The organism is Cognatishimia coralii (assembly GCF_037478305.1).
In the GTDB taxonomy this organism is placed as follows: domain Bacteria; phylum Pseudomonadota; class Alphaproteobacteria; order Rhodobacterales; family Rhodobacteraceae; genus Cognatishimia; species Cognatishimia coralii.
This window is the reverse complement of sequence record NZ_JBBGAZ010000001.1, coordinates 128020-148959: the sequence shown is the minus strand read 5'-3', so window position 1 is coordinate 148959 and position 20940 is coordinate 128020. Positions and strand designations below refer to the sequence as shown.

Annotated in this window: 19 protein-coding genes; 8 read left to right on the top strand and 11 right to left on the bottom strand. The window is 58.1% G+C overall.

The genetic code is table 11. The annotated features are described in order from the left end of the window. Positions 1-36 precede the first annotated feature (36 nt). Entirely contained in the window at positions 37-474 is a 438-nt protein-coding gene (locus WG622_RS00700; protein WP_209355997.1) for a DMT family transporter, read from the top strand. Here WG622_RS00700 and WG622_RS00695 read toward each other — a convergent pair. The 5 genes from WG622_RS00695 to proS all read right to left on the bottom strand — a co-directional run bounded on the left by WG622_RS00695 (position 471) and on the right by proS (position 5083). Continuing rightward, positions 471-1148, bottom strand: a complete 678-nt coding sequence (locus WG622_RS00695) for an ABC transporter ATP-binding protein (RefSeq protein WP_339401835.1) — start codon at positions 1146-1148, stop codon at positions 471-473. The genes WG622_RS00700 and WG622_RS00695 overlap by 4 nt on opposite strands. After that, positions 1141-2424 (bottom strand): lipoprotein-releasing ABC transporter permease subunit, encoded by a 1284-nt coding sequence (locus WG622_RS00690; RefSeq protein ID WP_339401834.1) that lies wholly within the window; start codon positions 2422-2424, stop codon positions 1141-1143. Before WG622_RS00690 ends, WG622_RS00695 begins: the two co-directional genes overlap by 8 nt. Before the next feature lie 51 nt (positions 2425-2475). Further along, positions 2476-2982, bottom strand: a complete 507-nt coding sequence (locus tag WG622_RS00685) for a DUF2937 family protein (RefSeq protein WP_339401833.1) — start codon at positions 2980-2982, stop codon at positions 2476-2478. 122 nt (positions 2983-3104) lie between these two features. Continuing rightward, positions 3105-3725: a GDSL-type esterase/lipase family protein gene (locus tag WG622_RS00680; RefSeq protein WP_339401832.1), complete on the bottom strand. Its 621-nt coding sequence runs from the start codon at positions 3723-3725 to the stop codon at positions 3105-3107. Between the two features lie 5 nt (positions 3726-3730). After that, positions 3731-5083, bottom strand: a complete 1353-nt coding sequence (gene proS / locus WG622_RS00675; RefSeq protein ID WP_339401831.1) for a proline--tRNA ligase — start codon at positions 5081-5083, stop codon at positions 3731-3733. Positions 5084-5276: 193 nt separating this feature from the next. Here proS and WG622_RS00670 point away from each other — a divergent pair, with 193 nt between their 5' ends. The 6 genes from WG622_RS00670 to WG622_RS00645 all read left to right on the top strand — a co-directional run bounded on the left by WG622_RS00670 (position 5277) and on the right by WG622_RS00645 (position 13168). Then, positions 5277-6710, top strand: a complete 1434-nt coding sequence (locus WG622_RS00670) for a Hint domain-containing protein (protein ID WP_339401830.1) — start codon at positions 5277-5279, stop codon at positions 6708-6710. A gap of 120 nt (positions 6711-6830) precedes the next feature. Beyond that, a complete protein-coding gene (locus WG622_RS00665) occupies positions 6831-7346 on the top strand; it encodes a fasciclin domain-containing protein (protein ID WP_339401829.1) in 516 nt (171 codons plus the stop codon). Positions 7347-7551: 205 nt separating this feature from the next. Beyond that, on the top strand, positions 7552-8625 hold the full coding sequence (locus tag WG622_RS00660; RefSeq protein ID WP_339401828.1) for an AI-2E family transporter: 1074 nt from the start codon (positions 7552-7554) through the stop codon (positions 8623-8625). A 1-nt stretch (position 8626) separates the two neighbouring features. After that, on the top strand, positions 8627-9292 hold the full coding sequence (locus WG622_RS00655) for a P-loop NTPase family protein (protein WP_339401827.1): 666 nt from the start codon (positions 8627-8629) through the stop codon (positions 9290-9292). A 73-nt stretch (positions 9293-9365) separates the two neighbouring features. Beyond that, a complete protein-coding gene (locus tag WG622_RS00650) occupies positions 9366-11552 on the top strand; it encodes an RNA degradosome polyphosphate kinase (RefSeq protein ID WP_339401826.1) in 2187 nt (728 codons plus the stop codon). Positions 11553-11629: 77 nt separating this feature from the next. Continuing rightward, complete coding sequence (locus WG622_RS00645) at positions 11630-13168, top strand: Ppx/GppA family phosphatase (RefSeq protein ID WP_339401825.1); 1539 nt, start codon at positions 11630-11632, stop codon at positions 13166-13168. Here the strand turns inward: WG622_RS00645 and WG622_RS00640 are convergent. From WG622_RS00640 to scpA, 5 genes are all read right to left on the bottom strand, one after another. After that, entirely contained in the window at positions 13165-14169 is a 1005-nt protein-coding gene (locus tag WG622_RS00640; RefSeq protein WP_339401824.1) for an endonuclease/exonuclease/phosphatase family protein, read from the bottom strand. The genes WG622_RS00645 and WG622_RS00640 overlap by 4 nt on opposite strands. Continuing rightward, positions 14169-14849, bottom strand: coding sequence for a TerB family tellurite resistance protein (locus WG622_RS00635; RefSeq protein ID WP_339401823.1), 681 nt, complete (start codon positions 14847-14849; stop codon positions 14169-14171). The genes WG622_RS00640 and WG622_RS00635 overlap by 1 nt, the downstream gene beginning before the upstream one ends. Before the next feature lie 39 nt (positions 14850-14888). Next, entirely contained in the window at positions 14889-15368 is a 480-nt protein-coding gene (locus WG622_RS00630) for a GNAT family N-acetyltransferase (RefSeq protein ID WP_339401822.1), read from the bottom strand. After that, entirely contained in the window at positions 15365-15970 is a 606-nt protein-coding gene (locus WG622_RS00625) for a VOC family protein (protein WP_339401821.1), read from the bottom strand. The genes WG622_RS00630 and WG622_RS00625 overlap by 4 nt, the downstream gene beginning before the upstream one ends. 145 nt (positions 15971-16115) lie before the next feature. After that, complete coding sequence (gene scpA / locus WG622_RS00620) at positions 16116-18242, bottom strand: methylmalonyl-CoA mutase (protein WP_339401820.1); 2127 nt, start codon at positions 18240-18242, stop codon at positions 16116-16118. 99 nt (positions 18243-18341) lie between these two features. Between scpA and WG622_RS00615 the strand changes: the two genes are divergently transcribed. Then, on the top strand, positions 18342-18791 hold the full coding sequence (locus WG622_RS00615; RefSeq protein WP_339401819.1) for a DUF4174 domain-containing protein: 450 nt from the start codon (positions 18342-18344) through the stop codon (positions 18789-18791). Between the two features lie 47 nt (positions 18792-18838). Here WG622_RS00615 and WG622_RS00610 read toward each other — a convergent pair whose 3' ends face one another. Further along, a complete protein-coding gene (locus tag WG622_RS00610) occupies positions 18839-20869 on the bottom strand; it encodes an acetyl-CoA carboxylase biotin carboxylase subunit (RefSeq protein WP_339401818.1) in 2031 nt (676 codons plus the stop codon). Between the last annotated feature and the right edge of the window lie 71 nt (positions 20870-20940).

The following is a 20940-nucleotide window of genomic DNA, read 5'->3' as shown; positions in this document are numbered from 1 at the left end:
CAGAGTGGTGAAAAACCGAGGGATAAGATGCCACAGATGACCACATATGCTCTGATCATGCTGCTGACCGGGGTCGGCATTCCCATCCTCGCCGCTCTTAATGCCGCCCTAGGCCAACATCTTGGCCATCCGGTGGCGGCCTCGGTGATCCTTTTTGCAGTGGCCTTTGTCTTGATCCTGATCGCAGGCGTGATCACCAACCCCTGGGCCCATCTTTCGGGCCTTGCCTCCGCGCCCAAGCATCTCTTGTTGGCGGGCTCACTGATCGTCTTTTATGTGCTTAGCGTGACCTATATAGGTCCCCGCTTTGGCATTGGAAATGCAGTGTTTTTCGTCCTCTTGGGACAGATGATATCTGCTGCGGCCATTGACCACTTTGGCCTCTTCAATGCGCAGATCTCCCCCCTGACACTCACCCGCGCCAGCGGCATCGCGATCATGGCCTTCGGTCTTTGGCTAATCCAAAAGGCCTAAACGAGCACCCCGTCCTCGAGGCGCACAATGCGATCCATACGCGCGGCCAGATCAAGGTTATGAGTCGCGATCAAAGCCGCCATGCCCGAGCCGCGTACAAGCGTCATAAGCGCCTCAAACACCGTGTCAGAGGTCGCAGGATCCAAGTTTCCCGTCGGCTCATCGGCCAGCAAAACCCGCGGCGCATTGGCCAGCGCGCGACAGAAGGCAACGCGCTGCTGCTCGCCGCCAGACAGTTCTGCTGGACGGTGGGACGCGCGATGCGCGACGTCGACCGAGGTCAGCAGCTCCATGGCGCGTGCCTCAGCCGCCTCAGGTGATACCCCATTGGCGAATTGCGGCAGGGTGATGTTCTCAAGCGCTGTGAATTCAGGCAGCAGATGGTGGAACTGATAGACAAAGCCCACGTCCTCACGCCGCGCGGCTGTGCGTCTGCGATCAGATTGGCCCGCCATATCGGTACCAGCGAGCGTGACCGAGCCTTCGTCGGCCTCATCCAAGAGGCCCGCGATGTGTAATAGTGTCGATTTGCCTGACCCAGAGGGGGCCACCAAGGCCACGACTTCGCCGGCATTCAGCGTCAGATCACAGCCCTGAAGCACATTGACTTCATTCGCCAAGCCTTTGTTATAAGACTTTTTTACGCCCGCAAGGCTCAGCACAGCATCACTCATACCGCAAAGCCTCCACCGGGTTCATCCGCGCCGCGCGACGGGCTGGGAAGATGGTCACCACAAAGGACAATCCAAGGCTCAGGAAGACGGCCCTAAGCACGTCTTCAAGCCGCAATTCTGCGGGCAAATGATAGATCCCGCGCACCGCCGGATCCCAGACGCCACCGCCTGCGACAAAATTCACGAAAGAGAAGATCGGGTCGATGTAGATCGCAAAGAGGCACCCAAGGATCACTCCCATCACCGTGCCGATCACACCCGTGAACGCTCCGCAGATAAAGAACACGCGCAGCACCGATCCCTCCGACAGCCCCATGGTGCGCAGGATACCGATGTCACTGCCCTTGTTTTTCACCAACATAATCAGGCCCGAAACGATGTTCATCGCTGCAATCAGAACGAGGATCGAGAGGATGATGAACATCACGTTATCCTCGATTTCCAAGGCCCTCAGAAACCCGCCAGACGTATCCCGCCAGGTCCACAAAAGCGCGCGATCTCCGGCGACACGCAAGAGATCCAGCGCCAAAAGATCCACGTTTTCAGGATCTTCGACCATCACCTCGATCTCATTGGCCGCGCCTTCCATGTTGAAAAAGCTCTGCGCAGCCTCAAAGGGCAAATAGACCCGCGTGCGATCAATGTCATAACGCCCCGCGGTGAAAATATAGACCACGTCAAAGCTGACAACCCGCGGGCTGACCCCAAAGGCCGTCCGCACCCCATTGGGCGAGATCAGCTTGATCTTATCGCCCAGAGACACACCCAGTTCTCGCGCAACACCGGACCCAATCGCTATCCCCTCATCAAAGCGGGCGATGTCGCCGCTGGAGGTCTCGGGGTTCGCGATGCGTGGCAAGGTCGCGAGGTTTTCAGCCGAAATCCCAAAGACTTCGACCCCCGCGTTACGATTACGCAGGTTCGCCATGACCTGCCCCTTGACCAAAGGTGCCGCGCGCACAACACCTTCAACAGTTTGCAAGGTCGCGGCCAGCTCGTCAAAATTCTTGATCGTGCGATCCAATTGCCCGCGTTCGGTCACCACAGCACTATTGTAAACCGTCACATGGGCATTTGCGCCCAGAATGGTGTCCACAAATTCCGTTCGAAAACCGCTTCTTACAGCCAATGTCGCGATCAGCGCAAAGACCGCCAGCGTGATCCCAATCAGGCTGATCCACGTCATCACCGACACGCCACCCTCGGCGCGCCGCGCACGCAAATAGCGCCAGGCGATCATCCATTCAAATCGCGAAAAAGGAGGTGTGCCTGCCATATCTGCTCCGGGCTCTTGTTGCGCGCACCCTATGAGGGGCTCATAGGGGGGTCAAGCCACGCCAGCGCGTCTTCGCCCAAAGATCAGGCGGCGCAAAATGCCGAATATCAAGGCAATCGCGAGCCAGCCGCCGACAAAGCCGAAGCCTGTGAAAACTACGCCTTCGAAACTGACCGGAACCGCAGGCTTGAAATCATCCGCTGCGGCACGCGCCACATCTAAGTCATTGAACTGAATGGCGTTATAGGCCCGCGTGAACGGCCCCGAGCTTTGCAGCACCTCAAGCGCGGCGCTCATCTTCTCATAGCGGACAATTGTCGACCCGATGGTCTCTGCCCGCGCAGCCCCCAGATCCCCACTCGCAGCCATCTCTTCAAGAGCGGCCTCCCGCGTCATGCCCACCGATGTGGCATCCGCGTCAAAACCCTCGACAAACAGGGTCAACTCATCAACCGCGCCGGCCAGACGCTGGATATACTGTTGAGAATACTCGGGGAATTGCGACAGGCTCAGCCCGCCGGCCAAGCCGCCCGTTAATGCCAGGACACGTGCGATCATTCTGCTCTCCGCCGCTTTTGCAAAGAGTTTAACACGGGCGGGCCGAGAACACCAAACCGGCATTCATCTTGCCCGAAATACTCCCGCCGGAGGCTCCCCCGCGCGCAACCGGACTCAACCGACTAGAGGTCCAAAACCTCAGCCACAGGCGCTTGCAAGGCCTCGCCCAGCGCGCGGGACACATGGGCCTCAAGGTGCAGCCCATCCCCTGCTTCGGCAGTCGCCACGGTCGAGGCGTCAAAAAAGGCGGTGTCATACTCAGTGGCAACATCCTGCACGATCTCGCGCAATTGATGTCCCGCCTCAACAACGCCTTCATCTACGCCAAAACACTGCCCTGCCACAAAGCCAGGCGGTGCGATCAGCAAGACCCTGGGGCCTGCGTATCCCTCAATCCCATAGGGATGGCCGCGCACAATCTCGACCAGTTTGCGCAGCCCCCAGTAACTCTCGGTCACCGGCACGCGCGAATAGACATCGTTTGTGCCCAGCATGACCATCACCAGATCCAAAGGCGCATGGCTGTGCAGAAGGCTCGGCAACAAAAGATCGCCGCGCATCTCGGTTGGCCCAGCGCGGTAATAGGCCGTAGTGCGCCCCCTTAGGCCTTCGGTGATCACCTCGACCTGCGGAATTCCCGCAGCCATGGCGTCAGGCCAACGGTCCTCTTTGGGATGACGCCCCGTGCCATGGGGGCAAGACCCCCAAGTGAGGCTGTCACCAAAAGCGAGGACCGTTTTCATGCGCTTTAGATCCCAGTAACGCGGTGATCTGCATAGATCTCGACGATCTTCGCAACAGCCGCCTCAGGCGTGATCTCTTCGCTTTCGCCGGTGCGACGGCTGGTCAGTTCTACAACGCCGTTTTTCAGACCACGCGGCCCAACGGTGATCCGCCATGGCAGACCGATCAGATCCATCGTCGCGAATTTGCCCCCCGCACGCTCTTTGCGGTCATCATAGAGCGGCTCAAGGCCAACGGCCGTCAGGCTCTTATACAAAGCATCACAGGCTGCATCGGCTTCTTCATCACCTTGCTTAAGGTTCACGATGCCAACATGGAACGGCGTGACGCCCTCTGGCCAGATGATCCCCTTATCATCATGAGAGGCTTCGATGATCGCACCCAAAAGACGCGACACACCGATGCCATGGCTGCCCATATGAACCTCGACATTCTTACCGTCGGGGCCCTGAACCGTTGCATTCATCGACTCCGAGTATTTGGTGCCGAAATAGAAGATCTGACCGACTTCGATCCCGCGCGCCGTGCGACGGCGCTCTTCTGGGATCTCGTTAAACAGCGCTTCGTCATGGGTTTCGTCAGTCCGCGCATAGCGGCTGGTGAATTCCTCGAGAACACCCTGACATTGTTCAACCGAGTCATAGTCGATCTCGCGATCTCCAAAGGTCAGGTCTGTCACAGCGCTATCGTAGAACACCTCAGATTCCCCGGTCTCGGCCAGCACCAGGAACTCATGAGTGTAATCGCCCCCAATCGGCCCGCCGTCCGCGCGCATTGGGATCGCTTGCAACCCCATGCGTTCATAGGTGCGCAGATAGCTCACCAGATGGCGGTTATAGGCGTGCAGCGCATCCTCTTTGGTGAGATCAAAGTTATAGCCGTCCTTCATATAGAACTCACGACCCCGCATAACGCCAAAACGTGGGCGGCGTTCATCGCGGAATTTCCACTGGATCTGATACATGGTCAGCGGCAGGTCTTTGTAGCTGTTCACATGGCCGCGGAAGATATCTGTGATCAGTTCCTCAGCCGTGGGCGTAAACAGCATATCGCGATCATGACGATCTTTGATGCGCAGCATCTCTTCGCCATAGGCATCATAGCGCCCGCTTTCCCGCCACAGGTCCGCCGATTGAATCGTCGGCATCTGCATCGGGATGTGCCCAGCGCGGATCTGCTCTTCATGCACGATATTCTCGATCTTGCGCAGCACCTTAAAGCCCAGTGGCAGCCAGGAATAAATCCCTGCCGAGGATTGTTTGATCATACCGGCCCGCAGCATATAGCGGTGGCTGACGATCTGAGCCTCTGAAGGGGTCTCTTTCAGAACAGGAAGGAAATAGCGAGAAAGGCGCATAAGAGCTCCGTGGGATGTCGTGTTTCATCCCGTTTAGGCGGTTCTTTCGAGGCAGGCAAGTGAGGGCAGCACGCAAGGCGTTACAAGTCAAAGCCTCAAACTGGCAACCTTCCTTAATTTTGCCTTATCTTCATGCTATGTTCAGATCTAAGGCTCCATAGAGGGCAGTGTTAACGCGTTTTTGGGTAAGAGCATGGCAATCGGAGAAGCAGGCAGCCTCCACACTGCGGGTGTCGCCAATCAGGCGATTACGGTTACCTTGACCGAACCGCTGACCGATCCCGTGATTGTAATGACTGGCACGCAAAACGGTGGCCATCCCTACACGTTCCGCATCGTCGATCAAGAATATGACGAAGACGGCAACACCACCTCTTTCAGCTTCTATATCGAAGAATGGGAATATCTGGACGGTAACCATCCCGTCTCTGAAGACATCAACTGGCTCGCGATTGAGGAAGGCATTCACACGCTCCCCGATGGGCGAATCATTGAAGCTGGGCATACGGCGGCGGATGACAGCACCTCTTCTGTGGATCTGAACGGAGACTTTGACAGCCCGCCTGTGGTGATGACGTCTGTGATGTCCAACAATGACACAACCACCGTGGACAGTGATGGGTTTAATATCACGGCCGATGGCTTTGACCTCTCTTTGCAAGAGGAAGAAGGTCAGGACGGAACCCATGCACAAGAGAGCGTCGGCTGGATCGCGATTGAGCCCGGAGGCAGCGGCGATTTCGGCACGGCTCTGACGGCTGATGGTGTTGATGAGGCAACCGATACGATTGGCTTTGGATCCACGATCAACGATGCTGTCGTGATTGCCAAAACCCAGACCATGAATGGCACGGATACCGCGCATGTGGCGATCAACGGTCAGACAGACGACAACGTCGGTGTCTATGTCAACGAGGAACAATCCGCGGATTCAGAACGAGACCACGTCGAAGAAACAGTCGGCATCGTCGCTTTTCCCAGCGGCGTGATCTCGGGAACGACCTATGTGCCGTGTTTCACCGCCGGCACAATGATCAATACCCCTGATGGCCTGCGCGCCGTCGAGGACTTGGCGACCGGCGATGTGGTCGCACTCTATGACGACCAGCGTGGTGCAACCTCGCTTCTGCGTGCTTATAAGCGAACCCTCAGCGCCAAAGAGCTAGAGGCCGCACCCTCTCTGCGCCCTATCCGCATTGTCGCGGGTGCTTTGGGTCAGGGTTTACCCAAGCAAGACCTTTTGGTCTCGCGCCAGCACCGGATGTTGGTCTCTTCCAAGATTGCCAAGCGTATCACCGGCGCCCGCGATGTATTGATACCGGCAAATAAGCTCACGCTTTTGCCCGGCATTTTTGTCGATACCTCCGTGCAAAGCGTGACCTATATCCACCTTCTGTTTGACCGTCACGAAGTCATCATGGCCGAAGGCGCGCCGACCGAGAGCCTTTATATGGGCCGGCAGTCTTTGAACGCACTTCCCCTTGCCGCGCGCCGCGAGATCAAAGCGCTGTTTCCTGACATACGGGACAATCTACCGCCCGAGGCCTGCCCGATCCCTACGCCTCGGCTGCAAAAGGCCGTTGTTGCACGGCTGGCTCAGAACGCACAGCCCGTCCTGACGCTCTGAACCCCACGAAACCGTGATCCACTTGTTATCTGCCGCGTGATCCAAAGCGCGTGTCGCCCCGTACCCCTTAGTACTTGCACCCCGGGGTACTTGTGCAACGTAACAGTGAGGAACTTATCAATGAAACGCGCAAGCACTCTTGCGGCGACCTTAGTTGCCGCCACTCTTGGCACGTCTGCAATGGCGTCTAACACCATCGTCGACATTGCCGTGGGCGACGACCGCTTCTCAACCCTCGTGGCTGCCGTGAGCGCCGCCGGTCTGGTTGAAACCCTTCAGGGCGAAGGCCCCTTTACCGTCTATGCGCCCGTGAATGACGCTTTCGCGGCTCTGCCTGCAGGCACAGTCGAAACCCTACTGGAGCCCGCCAACAAAGGTCAGCTGACCAATGTTCTGCTTTACCACGTAGACGACCGCAATCTGACCGCTGGCATGATCCCGCATGGGTCGAATTACTTTAAGCCGGTGCTGGCCTCTGAACGCCTCTGCATTACGCGTTCGCAAGACGGCGTGATGATCGCGGATGGTACTGGTGAGATGGCGAACGTCATCATCGCAGATATCCAAGCCGACAATGGCGTGATCCACGTGATCGACAAAGTTCTGCTGCCGGGCACTCGTCCGGATTGTCACTAAGACCCCAAGGCGGGAGTGGGTTTGACACGGATCGGTGTTGCCCTACTTCCCCCCTGTAACCGGCATCTGAGGCTTCAGCCCCTCGGATGTTGCCCCCAGTAACCAGTCAAATGGTTATAAGGCCGGCCCGTCCCCATCGGGTCGGCCTCTTGAATCCCGTCTCTCAATACGCGATGTCTAGGGCAACACGTGAGGCGAGGTACCAATGGCTCTTCCGGTTCAAGAACAAGCGAAATACTGGGGCATTGCCACGGTCGTCTTATTTGTGGCGCTCTGGCAGCTGGGCGATGTGGTTCTGCCTTTCGTGCTGGGAGGCGCGATCGCCTATTTCATGGATCCGGTCGCAGATCGGCTTGAGGCCATGGGATTGTCGCGAGCTGCTGCCACTGCACTGATCACCATCGTCGCGATCCTGATCTTTGTGGTCATGATCCTAGCCGTTGTGCCGACTCTGATCGCCCAAGCCACGTCGCTTGTGCAAATCGCACCGGAACTGGTCCGAGACCTACAGGCCTTTATCAGCGAACGTTTCCCGCAGCTTCTGAACCCGGAAAGCGCGGCCTATCAGGCGCTTGCATCCATTGGGGATCAGATCCAAGCCCATGGCGGCGCATTCCTGCAGTCCGCTCTGACGTCTGCTGCTGGTTTGGTAAACGTGTTGGTCCTGATCGTCGTCGTGCCGGTTGTGGCTTTCTACCTGCTGCTGGACTGGGACAATATGGTCGCCCGTGTAGACCAACTTTTGCCTCGCGATCATGCGCCTGTCATTCGCCGCCTTGCCAAAGAAGTGGACCGCGTGCTTGCAGGCTTTGTCCGCGGGATGGGCACCGTCTGTCTAATCCTTGGCACCTACTATGCGGTGGCGCTTATGCTGGTGGGTCTGCAATTTGGCCTCGTCGTCGGCGCAATTGCTGGTCTGATCACCTTCATTCCCTATGTCGGTGCCCTCGTGGGAGGCGCCCTGGCAGTAGGCCTCGGACTATTCCAGTTCTGGGGCGATTGGGTGTCTTTGGGCCTTGTGGGCGGCATCTTCATCACAGGCCAGATGTTGGAGGGCAACTATCTGACGCCGAAACTCGTTGGCAGCTCGGTGGGCCTCCACCCCGTGTGGCTCTTGTTCGCCCTATCGCTCTTTGGCTCGCTCTTTGGCTTTGTGGGCATGCTCGTGGCCGTCCCTGTTGCAGCAGCCATCGGCGTCCTCGTGCGCTATGCCTCCAGCCAATACGTTGAATCCCGCCTTTACAAAGGGCTTGAATCCACCACCGAGGACGACAGCTAAGATGGCTGAACAGCTAGGCTTTGACCTGCCCGCGCGGGCAGCCTTGGGCCGTGACGACTTCTTTGTGTCTGACGCCAATGCGATGGCCTTGGCTCTGGTTGACAGCTGGCCCAATTGGGCGGGCAACAAGCTTGCGATCATTGGCCCTGAAGGTAGCGGCAAAACGCATCTGGCGCATGTCTGGGCCGCGCAATCGGGCGCGCGGATAATGGATGCGGCAAGCCTCACCAAAGACGCAGTGCCGGATCTGGCACAATCACCGATTGCCGTGGAAAACGTCCCGGCCATTGCAGAGGACGCCGCCGCGCAAGACGCGCTCTTTCACCTGCATAACCTGACCTTGGCCGAGGGTCATTCCCTCTTGGTCACCGGCATCTCAGAGCCCAAACATTGGGGCCTCACCCTACCCGACCTGAAAAGCCGCCTTGAGGGGACGACGACCGCCGTCCTCAAGGAACCCGATGACGCGCTTTTGTCGATCCTCTTGGCGAAACTCTTCGTGGATCGCCAACTCACGCCGAATACCGAAACCATCGCCTATATGGTCAAGCATATGGACCGCAGCTTTGCCGAAGCGCGCCGCCTCGTGCGCGATATCGACCAAGCCTCGCTCGCGAAAAAACGCAAAGTCAGCCGCGCCTTAGCCGCCGAAGTCATGAATTCCTAGGTCTCTGGACAGTCCGGCCCGTTGGCGCGATACTGTCATCTTCCTGTGACAGAGTGCTGATAACCGACCCTTTATGACCAACGCCGATTTCCTGAAGTCAGACTTCCAAACTCCGATAGAAATCCCAGAGATGGACCTGACCGGCCCTGACCGGTTCTTTAATCGTGAGCTGAGCTGGCTGGCCTTTAACTGGCGCGTCTTGGAAGAGGCAGAAAACACCCGCGTGCCCTTGCTGGAACGGCTGCGGTTCCTGTCGATTTCCGCGACCAACTTGGACGAGTTCTACACCGTCCGCGTCGCGGGTCTGCGCGAATTGGCGCGTGAAGGCAATGTGACCCCCGGCCAAGACGGTCTATCCCCTGCCGAGCAGTTGGTTCTGATCGACGAAGACGCCCGCAAGCTGATGACACGGCAACAGGCGATCTTTGCGCAGCTGCGCGAAGAGCTGACGGCTTCGGATATTCTCGTTCTGAACCGCGAGGAAATCACAGAGGACGATGCGGTCTTTTTGCAAGACGTCTTCCTCAATCAAGTCTTCCCGGTTCTCTCGCCGCTCGCGATTGATCCCGCGCACCCGTTTCCGTTCATCCCCAACACCGGCTATTCGCTGGCGCTGGAGCTTGAACGCAAAAAAGACAAACGCCCGCTGCAAGCGCTCTTGCCGATCCCACATCAGATCGATCGCTTTGTCGCCCTGCCCGGCACCAATGGCACGCAACGGTTCCTGATGCTTGAGGATCTCTTGATCCTGCATCTGGAAATTCTGTTCCCCGGCTATAAGGCCAAGGGCCACTGTACCTTCCGCGTCTTGCGCGACAGCGATATGGAGGTCGAAGAAGAGGCCGAAGACCTCGTGCGCGAGTTTGAAACCGCCCTGAAACGGCGGCGTCGCGGTGAAGTCGTGCGTCTGCAATTGTCGCGCGGCGCACCCAAAAGCCTGCGCAACATGATCAGCCGCGAGCTGCATGTGAATCCACAAGAGATCATCGAATTTGACGGAATGATCGGGATTGCGGACCTCAAAGAGCTGGTTCTGGATAACCGCCCTGACCTGCTGTGGACGCCTTTCGCGCCACGCGTGCCTGAACGTGTCCAAGACCACGACGGCGATATGTTTGCCGCGATCAAGCAGAAAGACATGCTGCTGCACCACCCTTATGAGACGTTCGATATGGTGGTGCGCTTCATCAGCCAGGCGGCGCGCGACCCAAATGTGGTGGCGATCAAACAGACGCTTTATCGCACGTCCAAACGTTCGCCCATCGTCGAAGCGCTTTGTGAGGCGGCGGAGGACGGGAAATCCGTGACCGCTTTGGTCGAACTCAAAGCCCGCTTTGACGAAGCCGCCAATATCCGCCAGTCCCGCCGTCTGGAACGCGCGGGTGCGCATGTTGTTTACGGGTTCACCGATTGGAAAACCCACGCCAAGATCTCGACCGTTGTGCGGCGCGAGGGCAATCGGTTGGTGACCTATACCCACTATGGCACCGGTAACTACCACCCAATCACGGCCAAGGTGTATACCGACCTCAGCTTCTTTACCTGCGACGATGGCCTGGGGCGGGATGCCACCAAGATCTTCAACTATCTCTCAGGCTATGTGCAGCCAGAAAGCCTTGAAAACCTTGCGATTTCACCGCTTTCCTTAAAGAAAACCCTTATCGAGAACATCCGCAAAGAGGCCGAGTTCGCGCGGGCAGGAAAGCCTGCCGAGATCTGGGCCAAGATGAATTCCCTGATCGAATCCGAGGTCATCGACGCGCTTTATGAGGCGAGCCAGGCCGGTGTGAAAATCAGCCTTGTCGTGCGTGGCATCTGTGGGCTGCGTCCCGGGATCAAAGGGCTCTCGGACAATATCCGTGTGAAATCCGTGGTCGGGCGCTTTCTGGAACATTCCCGGATCGCCTGCTTCGGTAATGGCCATGGGCTGCCCAGCAAGAAGGCCAAGGTCTATATTTCCTCCGCCGACTGGATGGGCCGCAACCTGAACCGGCGAGTGGAAACACTGGTCCGGATCGACAACCCGACCGTGAAAGCGCAGATCGTAAGCCAGATCATGGCCGCGAATATGGCCGATACGGCGCAAAGCTGGGTCATGAAGGCCGACGGCAGCTTTGATCGCGCGCAGGTGCCTCAGGGCGAGTTTTCGTTCAACTGCCACCGTTTCTTTATGGAAAACCCGTCGCTATCAGGGCGCGGATCGGCGGGGGCCTCGGATGTGCCGAAACTGACGCACACGGATGATGAAGCCGCGACATAAACCGCGCAGTTCGTTCTGATCCATTGACCCACCCTGCCCCGTGCCGCATCTTGCAAGCCAAGACCCTGGGGCGATTCATGAATGTAACCATCGACAGCCTAGAAGACGCGGATATCTTTGGACGCCCGCTCTTTAACGACCCATCCTCTCGAAAGCTGAAACGCGTGGGCGTTGTGGATGTGGGGTCAAACTCTGTCCGGCTGGTGGTGTTTGACGGCGCGGCGCGCAGCCCTGCCTATTTCTTTAACGAAAAGATCATGTGTGCCTTGGGCGCGGGATTATCCGACACAGGCCGCCTGAACCCCGAGGGCCGCGCGCGTGCCCTGTCCGCCATCGCCCGTTTCCAAGAGATCGCTGCGCAAATCTGCAACGGCCCCCTGACCGCCGTCGCCACGGCCGCAGTCCGCGAGGCCGAAGACGGCCCCGAGTTCTGTGCCGAAGTGCTGGACAAGACCGGCCTAGAAATCCACGTCATCGACGGCAAAGAAGAAGCCCGACTGTCAGCCCAAGGTGTATTGCTGGGCTGGCCCGGGTCCTATGGTCTGGTTTGTGACATCGGCGGCTCGTCCATGGAACTCGCGGAAATCAACGACGGAGAGGTCGGCGAGCGTGTGACCTCGAAACTCGGCCCTCTGAAGTTGCAAGACATCGAAGGCGGAGCCGAGGGGCGTCAGGCTTACATCCAGAAAACGCTCGACAAGCTCTATGTGAAAATGGGCGATCAGGAGAACCGCCTGTTCCTTGTGGGCGGCTCTTGGCGGGCCATTGCACGCGTTGACATGGAACGCCGCGCCTATCCGCTGAACGTGCTGCATGAATACCGTATGACCGCCGAAGATGTGGCGGCAACGGCCGCGTTTATCGCCGAGAATGATCTGGAAGAGCTGCGCCAGCGTTGTGGACTATCCGCCCAACGGATGGCGCTGGTGCCTTTTGCGATCGAGGTCCTGATCGGCCTGCTTGACCGTTTCACCCCCTATGATATCGCGATCTCGAGCTACGGCATCCGCGAGGGCATGCTTTACGAGCAAATGCCAGACGAGTTGCGTCGACGTGATCCCCTGATCGAAGCCTGTCGCCATGCGGAATCCAAGGACGCGCGTCTGCCGGGGTTTGGGCGGACGCTTTATGATTTCGTGAAGCCTCTGTTCAAAGACGGCAGCAAAGACCGCAAACGTTTGGTCAAGGCCGCTTGCCTTTTGCACGACGTCAGCTGGCGCGCGCATCCCGACTATCGCGCGGAAACCTGTTTTGACAACGCGACGCGCGCGAACTTGGGTGGGCTTAAGCATTCCGAGCGTGTGTTTCTCGGGCTGGCCTTACTGCACCGCTATCGCAACAAACGCGAAGGCACGCGGTTTGAAGAGCTCTATGACCTTCTAAACCTCGAAGACCAGAAACAGGCTGAAATCCTTGGCAAAGCCATGCGCTTTGGCGCGATGTTGTGGATGCAGGCGGGCACGGATCTGGGCAAACTGACGTATAAGGCCGCGTCCGCCGAACTGCATCTGGAACTGCCGGATCGCGCCCGCGCGCTCTATGGCGAGGTGGCTGAGGCTCGGCTGCAATCACTCGCCAGCGCGCTTGAGGCAGAGCTCTTTGTGAGCTTTTCCTAAAGATCGATATCCAGCGTGACCGGGAAGTGGTCTGAGGCATCCAGCAAGGCTGCGCGCAAGGCTTCATCGGCCCAGCAATCATGATCATCAAACGGATGCCAGATCCGCCATTTCGGGGATTTGGCCGCAAGGTCGTGTGAGACCATGATGTAGTCCAAAAGCGCCTGCAGATACCGCCCCTCATGGCGCAAATAGAACCGTGATGTGGTCGGCCGCGCACCCAGCCGAGGCCCTAAAGCCTGTCGCGCATGGGGATCGGTCAGACAGTTCTCGCCCTGCTCTCCCATCACGATCTCAACCGACGAACGCCCAAAGAGCCCCTCGTATTCATCCAGACCGGGGCCGTCATTGAGATCTCCGAGCACCATCAGAGAGTCGCCATTTTTCAGGAGCTCCACGATCCGACGCCGAAGCCAAATCGCTTGCGCCAATTGCTTGCGCCGATTGGCAATCGAGATCCGCATGACCTCGTCGCGATTACGCGCGCCATGCGGGGCTTTGGATTTCAAATGCGCGCCGATGAGACGAAATTCGCTGCCGAATTTCGTCGTCACCGCGAGTTCCAAAGGTGGTTTGGAAAACCGCACCGTATCGCTGCGTTCATCCACGTCCAGATCAATGCCCAGCTCTTGATCAAATCGCGGCGCATCCAGCGAACTTTTGGGATCATGCCGCGTCTTTAAAACATGTGGATCATAAAGCAGCGCCAATTCCTGTTGCGTGTCATTGGAAAACCCGATGATCGCGTCGCTTGTGCGAAGTTCAAAATGCGCGGCAAAGTCCTCCAAAGCGGCGACGGTTGAGCGTTTCCCGTTCTGATCAGGCGCCTCGACCACAAGAATTGCATCCGCATCCATAGACCGCAGAACATGCGCCACAGCCGCCGCCTGCTGGCCTTTGGTCACATCCCGACGCGAGGACCATGAGTCGTCCAGTACCAATTGATTTTCTTCATCAAACAGATTTGCGAACCACTCGATATTGTAGGTCGCAATCCGCATTACGCTGCCTTGCCGTTGATGGTGTCCCAGGCGCGGTTGATGTCGATCATCTTCTTCTCGGCAATCTTCACAGCCTCTTCGGGCACGCCACGCGCGACCATCGCATCGGGATGGGTCTCACGAACCAGCTGTCGCCAAGCCTTACGCATCTCGTCCATCGAGGCATTCGGGTCCACGCCCAAAACCGTGTAGGGATCTGGCTCTGCATCTGGCACAAAGCGCGTTTTGATCGCCTGATATCTGGCCGGCGACATCTCAAAAATCTCGGCAACCCGCTCAAGGAACACATTCTCATTGGGATGAAATTCCCCATCCGCCAACGAGATATGAAAGAGCCCCTCCACCAAATCGCAATAGGTCGGGTGATCGGCCCCAAACAAGCGATGAATACGCGCGGCATATTCCTCAAAACCCGCAGCATCCTGCCGCGCCAGATTAAAGACCCGCGCGGCCCCCGCCTCATCCTCAGGCCGGATGTGAAAGACCTCACGAAAGGCAGTGACCTCGTCGCGGGTCACCAAGCCATCGGCCTTGGCCATCTTGGCCCCCAGGGCAATCACGGCAATTGTAAAGGCAATCGAGCGCTCTGGCGGCGTGCGCAAGCGGTCAAAGACCTCAGACAGGGGTTGCCCCTGCACAAGTGCTTCGATCGCATCGCTAATTCTGGTCCAAATCGACATAATTCAAGTATACGAGAGCGCTAACGGAGTGTCACCGCGTCATAATTCCCTTTGCATCAATACGAGCGTCATCCAGCGATCAAACTTACGTCCGGCCTCGGGCATACGTCCGACTTCCTTAAACCCAAGCGCTGTGTGAAAGCCAATAGCATCTGCGTTCTCGCCACCTATGCCCGCCACCATAATATGATGGCCTTCGCCACGTGCGACCTCATAAATCCGCGCCATCAAGGCCCGCCCCACGCCGCGCCCCTTTGCGGCCGGCGTCAAATAGATCGTGTGTTCCACGGAATGACGATAGCCGATCCCGCCGCGAAACTGGCCATAGGTGACAAAACCCAAAAAACTCTCGCCTTCATGGGCCACCTGCGTCGCGGCTTCGCGCTGCGCGATCATCTCTTCGACCTCGGTCAGCGTTTTCTCGACCGAGTTGAACGTGCTCACGCCATCGCGGATTTCAGCGTTCCAGACGGCAGCGATATCTACCGCGTCTTGCGTGCTGGCTTGCCTGATGATCATGACAAGACCCGCGTGCCGTGGGGCGTTTCAAAGGTTGCGCGCATCTCACGGGGGCCTTCGACAAACTGCACTCTCGGATCGTCCAAAGAGATCGTTTCACGCAACCACAGCGCCTCAGGATGAGCGATCTCATATCTGGTCAACTTACAACCTGACCCAGGCAGGATGTCTCCCGGAATTTTTGCGACATCCCATTGAATTAACGCTGGAAAACATCCGTCGCAGGGCAGAATACCATCCGCAGGCACCGCCATCCGCCAGGCCAAATCTCCGCGAGTCAAAGCCACAGGAACACCCGCGCCATCTGGAAGGGTTTCAAGTTCCGCGAGCAAATCTTCGCTCCGGCAGATCCAATTGCTGATGCGAGGCGCACCCGCAAAACGGTCCAGATCAAACCAACGTGGATAGTCAGGCGTAGGCGCATCTCGATCGATGGAAATGGCTTCCAAATAGAGCCCGTCAGCCAGCCCCAAGAGCTGGTTATGTGTACCAAAATGCGCATGTTTGCCACCGGGCAAGAGTGCCACGCCAAGGGCATCTTCAACATGGGCAACAGCGGCCTCAAGGGTCTCTCCAGCAATAGCGATATGGTCAAACTGCATGTTGGCTCCGACAAGCGAAGGCTCAGCATACAATTCGTCAGATCAAAGACAACGTCTTTTCTCTTGCAGGAAATATCCCTGGGGGGTTTGGGGGGCAAAGCCCCCCATCAATCGTGCGGTTTGGGGGGCAGCGCCCCCCAGCCTATCAGCTCCGCGCTTCGCGGATCAGGTTCAGGATATCCTCAGCCGCCTCAGGAATATTCGTCCCGGGCCCAAAGATCGCCTTCACGCCGGCCTCTTTCAGGAACTCATAATCCTGCTGCGGGATGACCCCGCCACAGATCACGATAATGTCGCCCGCATCATTGGCCTGAAGCTCTTTGATCAGCTGTGGCGCCAGCGTTTTGTGCCCCGCCGCCTGAGACGAGATCCCAACCACATGCACGTCATTGTCAATCGCGTCCTGCGCGGCCTCAGCGGGTGTCTGGAACAGAGGCCCGACGTCCACGTCAAAGCCAATATCCGCAAAGGCCGTCGCGATCACCTTGGCTCCACGATCGTGGCCGTCCTGTCCCATTTTAACTACCAATAGGCGTGGACGACGCCCCTCTTCCTCGGCGAAATCTTCGATAGATTTCTGGATCTTAGCAAAGCCCTCATCACCTTCATAAGCCGCGCCATAGACGCCTGCGAGGGTCTTTACTTCGGCGCGGTGGCGGCCGAATTCGTCTTCCATTGCCATGCTGATTTCTCCGACAGAGGCCCGGGCGCGGGCGGCTTCGACCGCGGCTTCCAAGAGGTTGCCGCCTTCTTTGGCACGGCGGGTCAGTTCCGCCAAAGCAGCCGTGCAGGCTGCGTCATCACGGCTGGCGCGGATCTCTTCCAGACGTTTGATCTGGCTTTCACGCACGGCGATATTGTCGACGTCCAGAATGTCGATCGCCTCTTCGCTTTCTTTGCGGTATTTGTTCACGCCCACGACGACCTCTTCGCCCCGGTCGATCATCGCCTGACGCCGCGCGGCGGTTTCCTCGATGCGCAGTTTAGGCATGCCAGAGGCCACGGCCTTGGTCATGCCGCCCATTTCCTCAACTTCTTCAATGAGTTCCCAGGCCTTGGTCGCCAGCTCATCCGTCAGGCTTTCCACATAGTAAGAGCCCGCCAGAGGATCGACGACATTGGTGATCCCGGTCTCTTCTTGCAGGATCAGCTGGGTGTTGCGGGCAATCCGCGCCGAGAAATCGGTTGGCAGCGCGATTGCCTCATCCAAAGCATTGGTGTGCAGGGATTGTGTGCCGCCCAAAGCCGCCGCCATCGCCTCATACGCCGTGCGGATGACGTTGTTATAGGGGTCTTGTTCCTGCAAAGAAACGCCCGAGGTCTGGCAGTGGGTGCGCAGCATCTTGGAGCGTTCTGATTTCGCGCCGAACTCCGTCATAATGCGATGCCACAGCTGACGCGCGGCGCGCAGTTTCGCGGCTTCCATGAAGAAGTTCATGCCAATCGCAAAGAAGAAGCTCAGGCGGCCCGCGAATTTGTCCACATCCATACCAGCTTCAATCGCCGCACGCACATATTCACGACCATCGGCCAGCGTATAGGCAAGCTCTTGGACAAGGTTCGCCCCCGCCTCTTGCATGTGATAGCCCGAGATCGAGATCGAGTTAAATTTCGGCATCTCGTTAGAGGTATATTCGATGATGTCCGAAATGATCCGCATCGACGGCTCTGGCGGGTAGATATAGGTGTTGCGCACCATGAATTCTTTCAGAATGTCGTTCTGAATGGTGCCTGCGAGCAGCGCCTTGTCATGCCCCTGCTCTTCGCCTGCGACGATGAAATTCGCGAGGATCGGGATCACGGCCCCGTTCATGGTCATGGACACGGAAACCTTGTCTAGCGGAATGCCGTCAAAGAGGATCTTCATGTCCTCAACAGAGTCAATCGCAACGCCCGCCTTGCCAACATCGCCCTCTACACGCGGGTGATCAGAGTCATACCCCCGGTGCGTCGCCAGATCGAAAGCGACAGAGACACCCTGCTGCCCCGCCGCCAGGTTGCGGCGATAAAAAGCGTTGGATTCCTCGGCGGTGGAAAAGCCCGCATATTGACGGATCGTCCAAGGACGGCCCGCATACATCGTCGCCTTAACGCCGCGTGTGAACGGCCCAAAGCCCGGCAGACCACCCATATGGTCGATCTCTGCGGTGTCCTCAGCCGTATAAAGCGGCTTGACCTGAATGCCTTCCAGCGTGTCCCAGGTCAGAGCCTCCAGCGGCTTGCCCCGCAGTTCTTTCTCCGCCAGCGCTTCCCAGTCTTTTTTCGTCGTCATGTGACCATCCTCTGCGCGGGGATCCGCGTCTTCATAAATTTCTGTGAGGCGCAGGTCGAAACCATCGCAATCGTATCAAATGCGCCTATATTGGCAGTCATGAGCACTTCTGTACGCCATGGCTTAGCCGTTGTTTTCGCAGCCCTCTTAGGGTCCACCGCATCCGCCGATGAGGTCACCGAAGAGGCCCCCGTCTTTTTGACGGATCCCGCCCCGATCGAGAGCTTTCTCTGGACAAACCGTCCGGTGATTGTCTTTGCCGACAGCCCGGCCGATCCGCGGTTCATCGAGCAAATCTCGCTGCTTGAGGAGCAAATCGACGCGCTGCGCGAGCGGGATGTCGTGGTTCTGACCGACACCGATCCCGCTGCAAAATCCGACCTCCGCACAGAGCTGCGCCCGCGCGGGTTCATGATGGTACTCATTGGCAAAGACGGCGGCGTCAAGCTGCGCAAACCCTTCCCGTGGGATGTGCGCGAACTGGGCCGTGTCATCGACAAAATGCCCATGCGCCAGCAGGAAATCAGAGACCGTCGCGGGGATGAGTAACCCCCGCGCGCTTGTCTTTGATATGTCGCTGGCGTCGCCATAAGTCCTTACTCGAACTCCATAATCACGTCATCGACCGCCAGGCTGTCACCAGCCGCCGCGTTGATTTTCGTCACCACAGTGGTCTTTTCGGCGCGCAGGATGTTTTCCATCTTCATCGCCTCAACGGTGCAGAGCGCCTGACCTTCTTGGACCTCGTCGCCGACCTCAACATCGACCTTCACGATCAGACCCGGCATTGGGCAGAGCAGAAGTTTCGAGGTATCCGGCGGCAGTTTTTCTGGCATGTATTTGACCAGCTCTGCCTCTCGTGGGCTGCGCACATGGACCTTCAAGTCTGCGCCACGGCTGCGAATGCGGAAGCCACAGGTGATCGCGCCGACCTTCAGAACCAGAGGCGCGCCATTGACCGTCAACTCGGCCAGCTGATCGCCGGGCGTCCAGTCTGACGCCACACGTAGGGTCTCGCCATCTTCGAATTTGACCGAAGAGCCCTCGGCGTCTGCGGAAATTTCCACTGGGAAATCATTGCCTTGCAGGGACACAACCCACTCGGTACCTACGCGGCGTTCGTGGTTGTCCATGCGGCCAGAGACGCGGGTCGAGCGGATTTCGCTGACACGGTTCATCGCCGCAGCCGCGGCTGCGATCTTGCGCAGATCGCCCTCGGGCAGTTCGACGCCTTCAAAGCCGTCAGGATATTCTTCGGCGATAAAGGCCGTGGTCATGTCGCCCGACACAAACTTCGGGTGATCCATTACAGCCGCCACAAACGGCAGGTTGTGGCCGATGCCTTCGACCTCAAAGCTATCCAGCGCCACGCGCATCGCTTCGATCGCTGCCTCACGGGTTGGCGCCCATGTGCAGAGTTTCGCGATCATCGGGTCGTAATACATCGAGATCTCACCGCCTTCATAGACGCCGGTGTCGTTGCGCACGACCACATCGCCGACGGATCCGGCTGCGGTGCCCGGGGTGTAGTCGGGGTTTTCAGCGGGCGGACGGTAGCGGGTCAGACGGCCAATGGAAGGCAAGAAGTTGCGATAGGGATCCTCGGCATAGAGGCGGTTTTCAATCGCCCAACCGGTCAGGGTCACATCGTCCTGCGTGATGGTCAGCGGCTCGCCATTGGCGACGCGGATCATCTGTTCCACGAGGTCGACGCCGGTGATCAGTTCGGTCACAGGGTGTTCCACCTGCAGACGGGTGTTCATCTCAAGGAAGTAGAAGTTCTTGTCGCCATCGACGATGAATTCCACGGTGCCCGCCGAGGCATAACCCACGGCCTTGGCCAGGGCGACGGATTGTTCACCCATGGCTTTGCGGGTGGCTTCGTCAAGGAACGGAGACGGCGCTTCTTCGACAACCTTCTGGTTACGGCGCTGGATCGAGCATTCGCGCTCGCCCAGATAGACGCCATTGCCATGGGCGTCACAAAGCACCTGAATCTCGATGTGGCGCGGCTGGGTCACGAATTTCTCGATAAAGATCCGGTCATCGCCAAAGCTATTGGCCGCTTCGTTCTTAGACGACTGAAAGCCTTCACGTGCTTCTTCGTCGTTCCAGGCAATCCGCATGCCTTTGCCGCCGCCGCCAGCAGAGGCTTTGATCATCACCGGATAGCCGATTTCATTGGAGATCTTTACCGCTTCATCCGCGTCCTCGATCAGGCCCATATAGCCCGGAACCGTGGAAACATTGGCGTCCTGCGCGATTTTCTTAGAGGTGATCTTGTCGCCCATCGCCTCGATCGCGCCCTTAGGCGGGCCGATGAAAGCAACGCCCGCCGCCTCAAGCGCCTCGGCGAATTTCGCGTTCTCAGACAGGAAGCCATAGCCCGGATGCACGGCCTGCGCGCCGCTTTCCTTGATCGCGGCCATGACCTTGTCGATCACGATATAGGACTGGTTCGCTGGCGGCGGGCCGATGTGGACCGCTTCGTCTGCCATCTTCACATGCAGCGCGTTTTTGTCGGCGTCCGAATAGATCGCCACGGTCTTGATGCCCATCTTGCGCGCGGTCTTGATGACGCGGCAGGCGATTTCGCCGCGGTTGGCGATCAGGATCTTATCAAACATTAGGGGTCCTTCCTGTTCGAGCCGACGCGCCTCGCGCGCCGAAACAAAAAAGGCCATCGGCACGCGCGGTG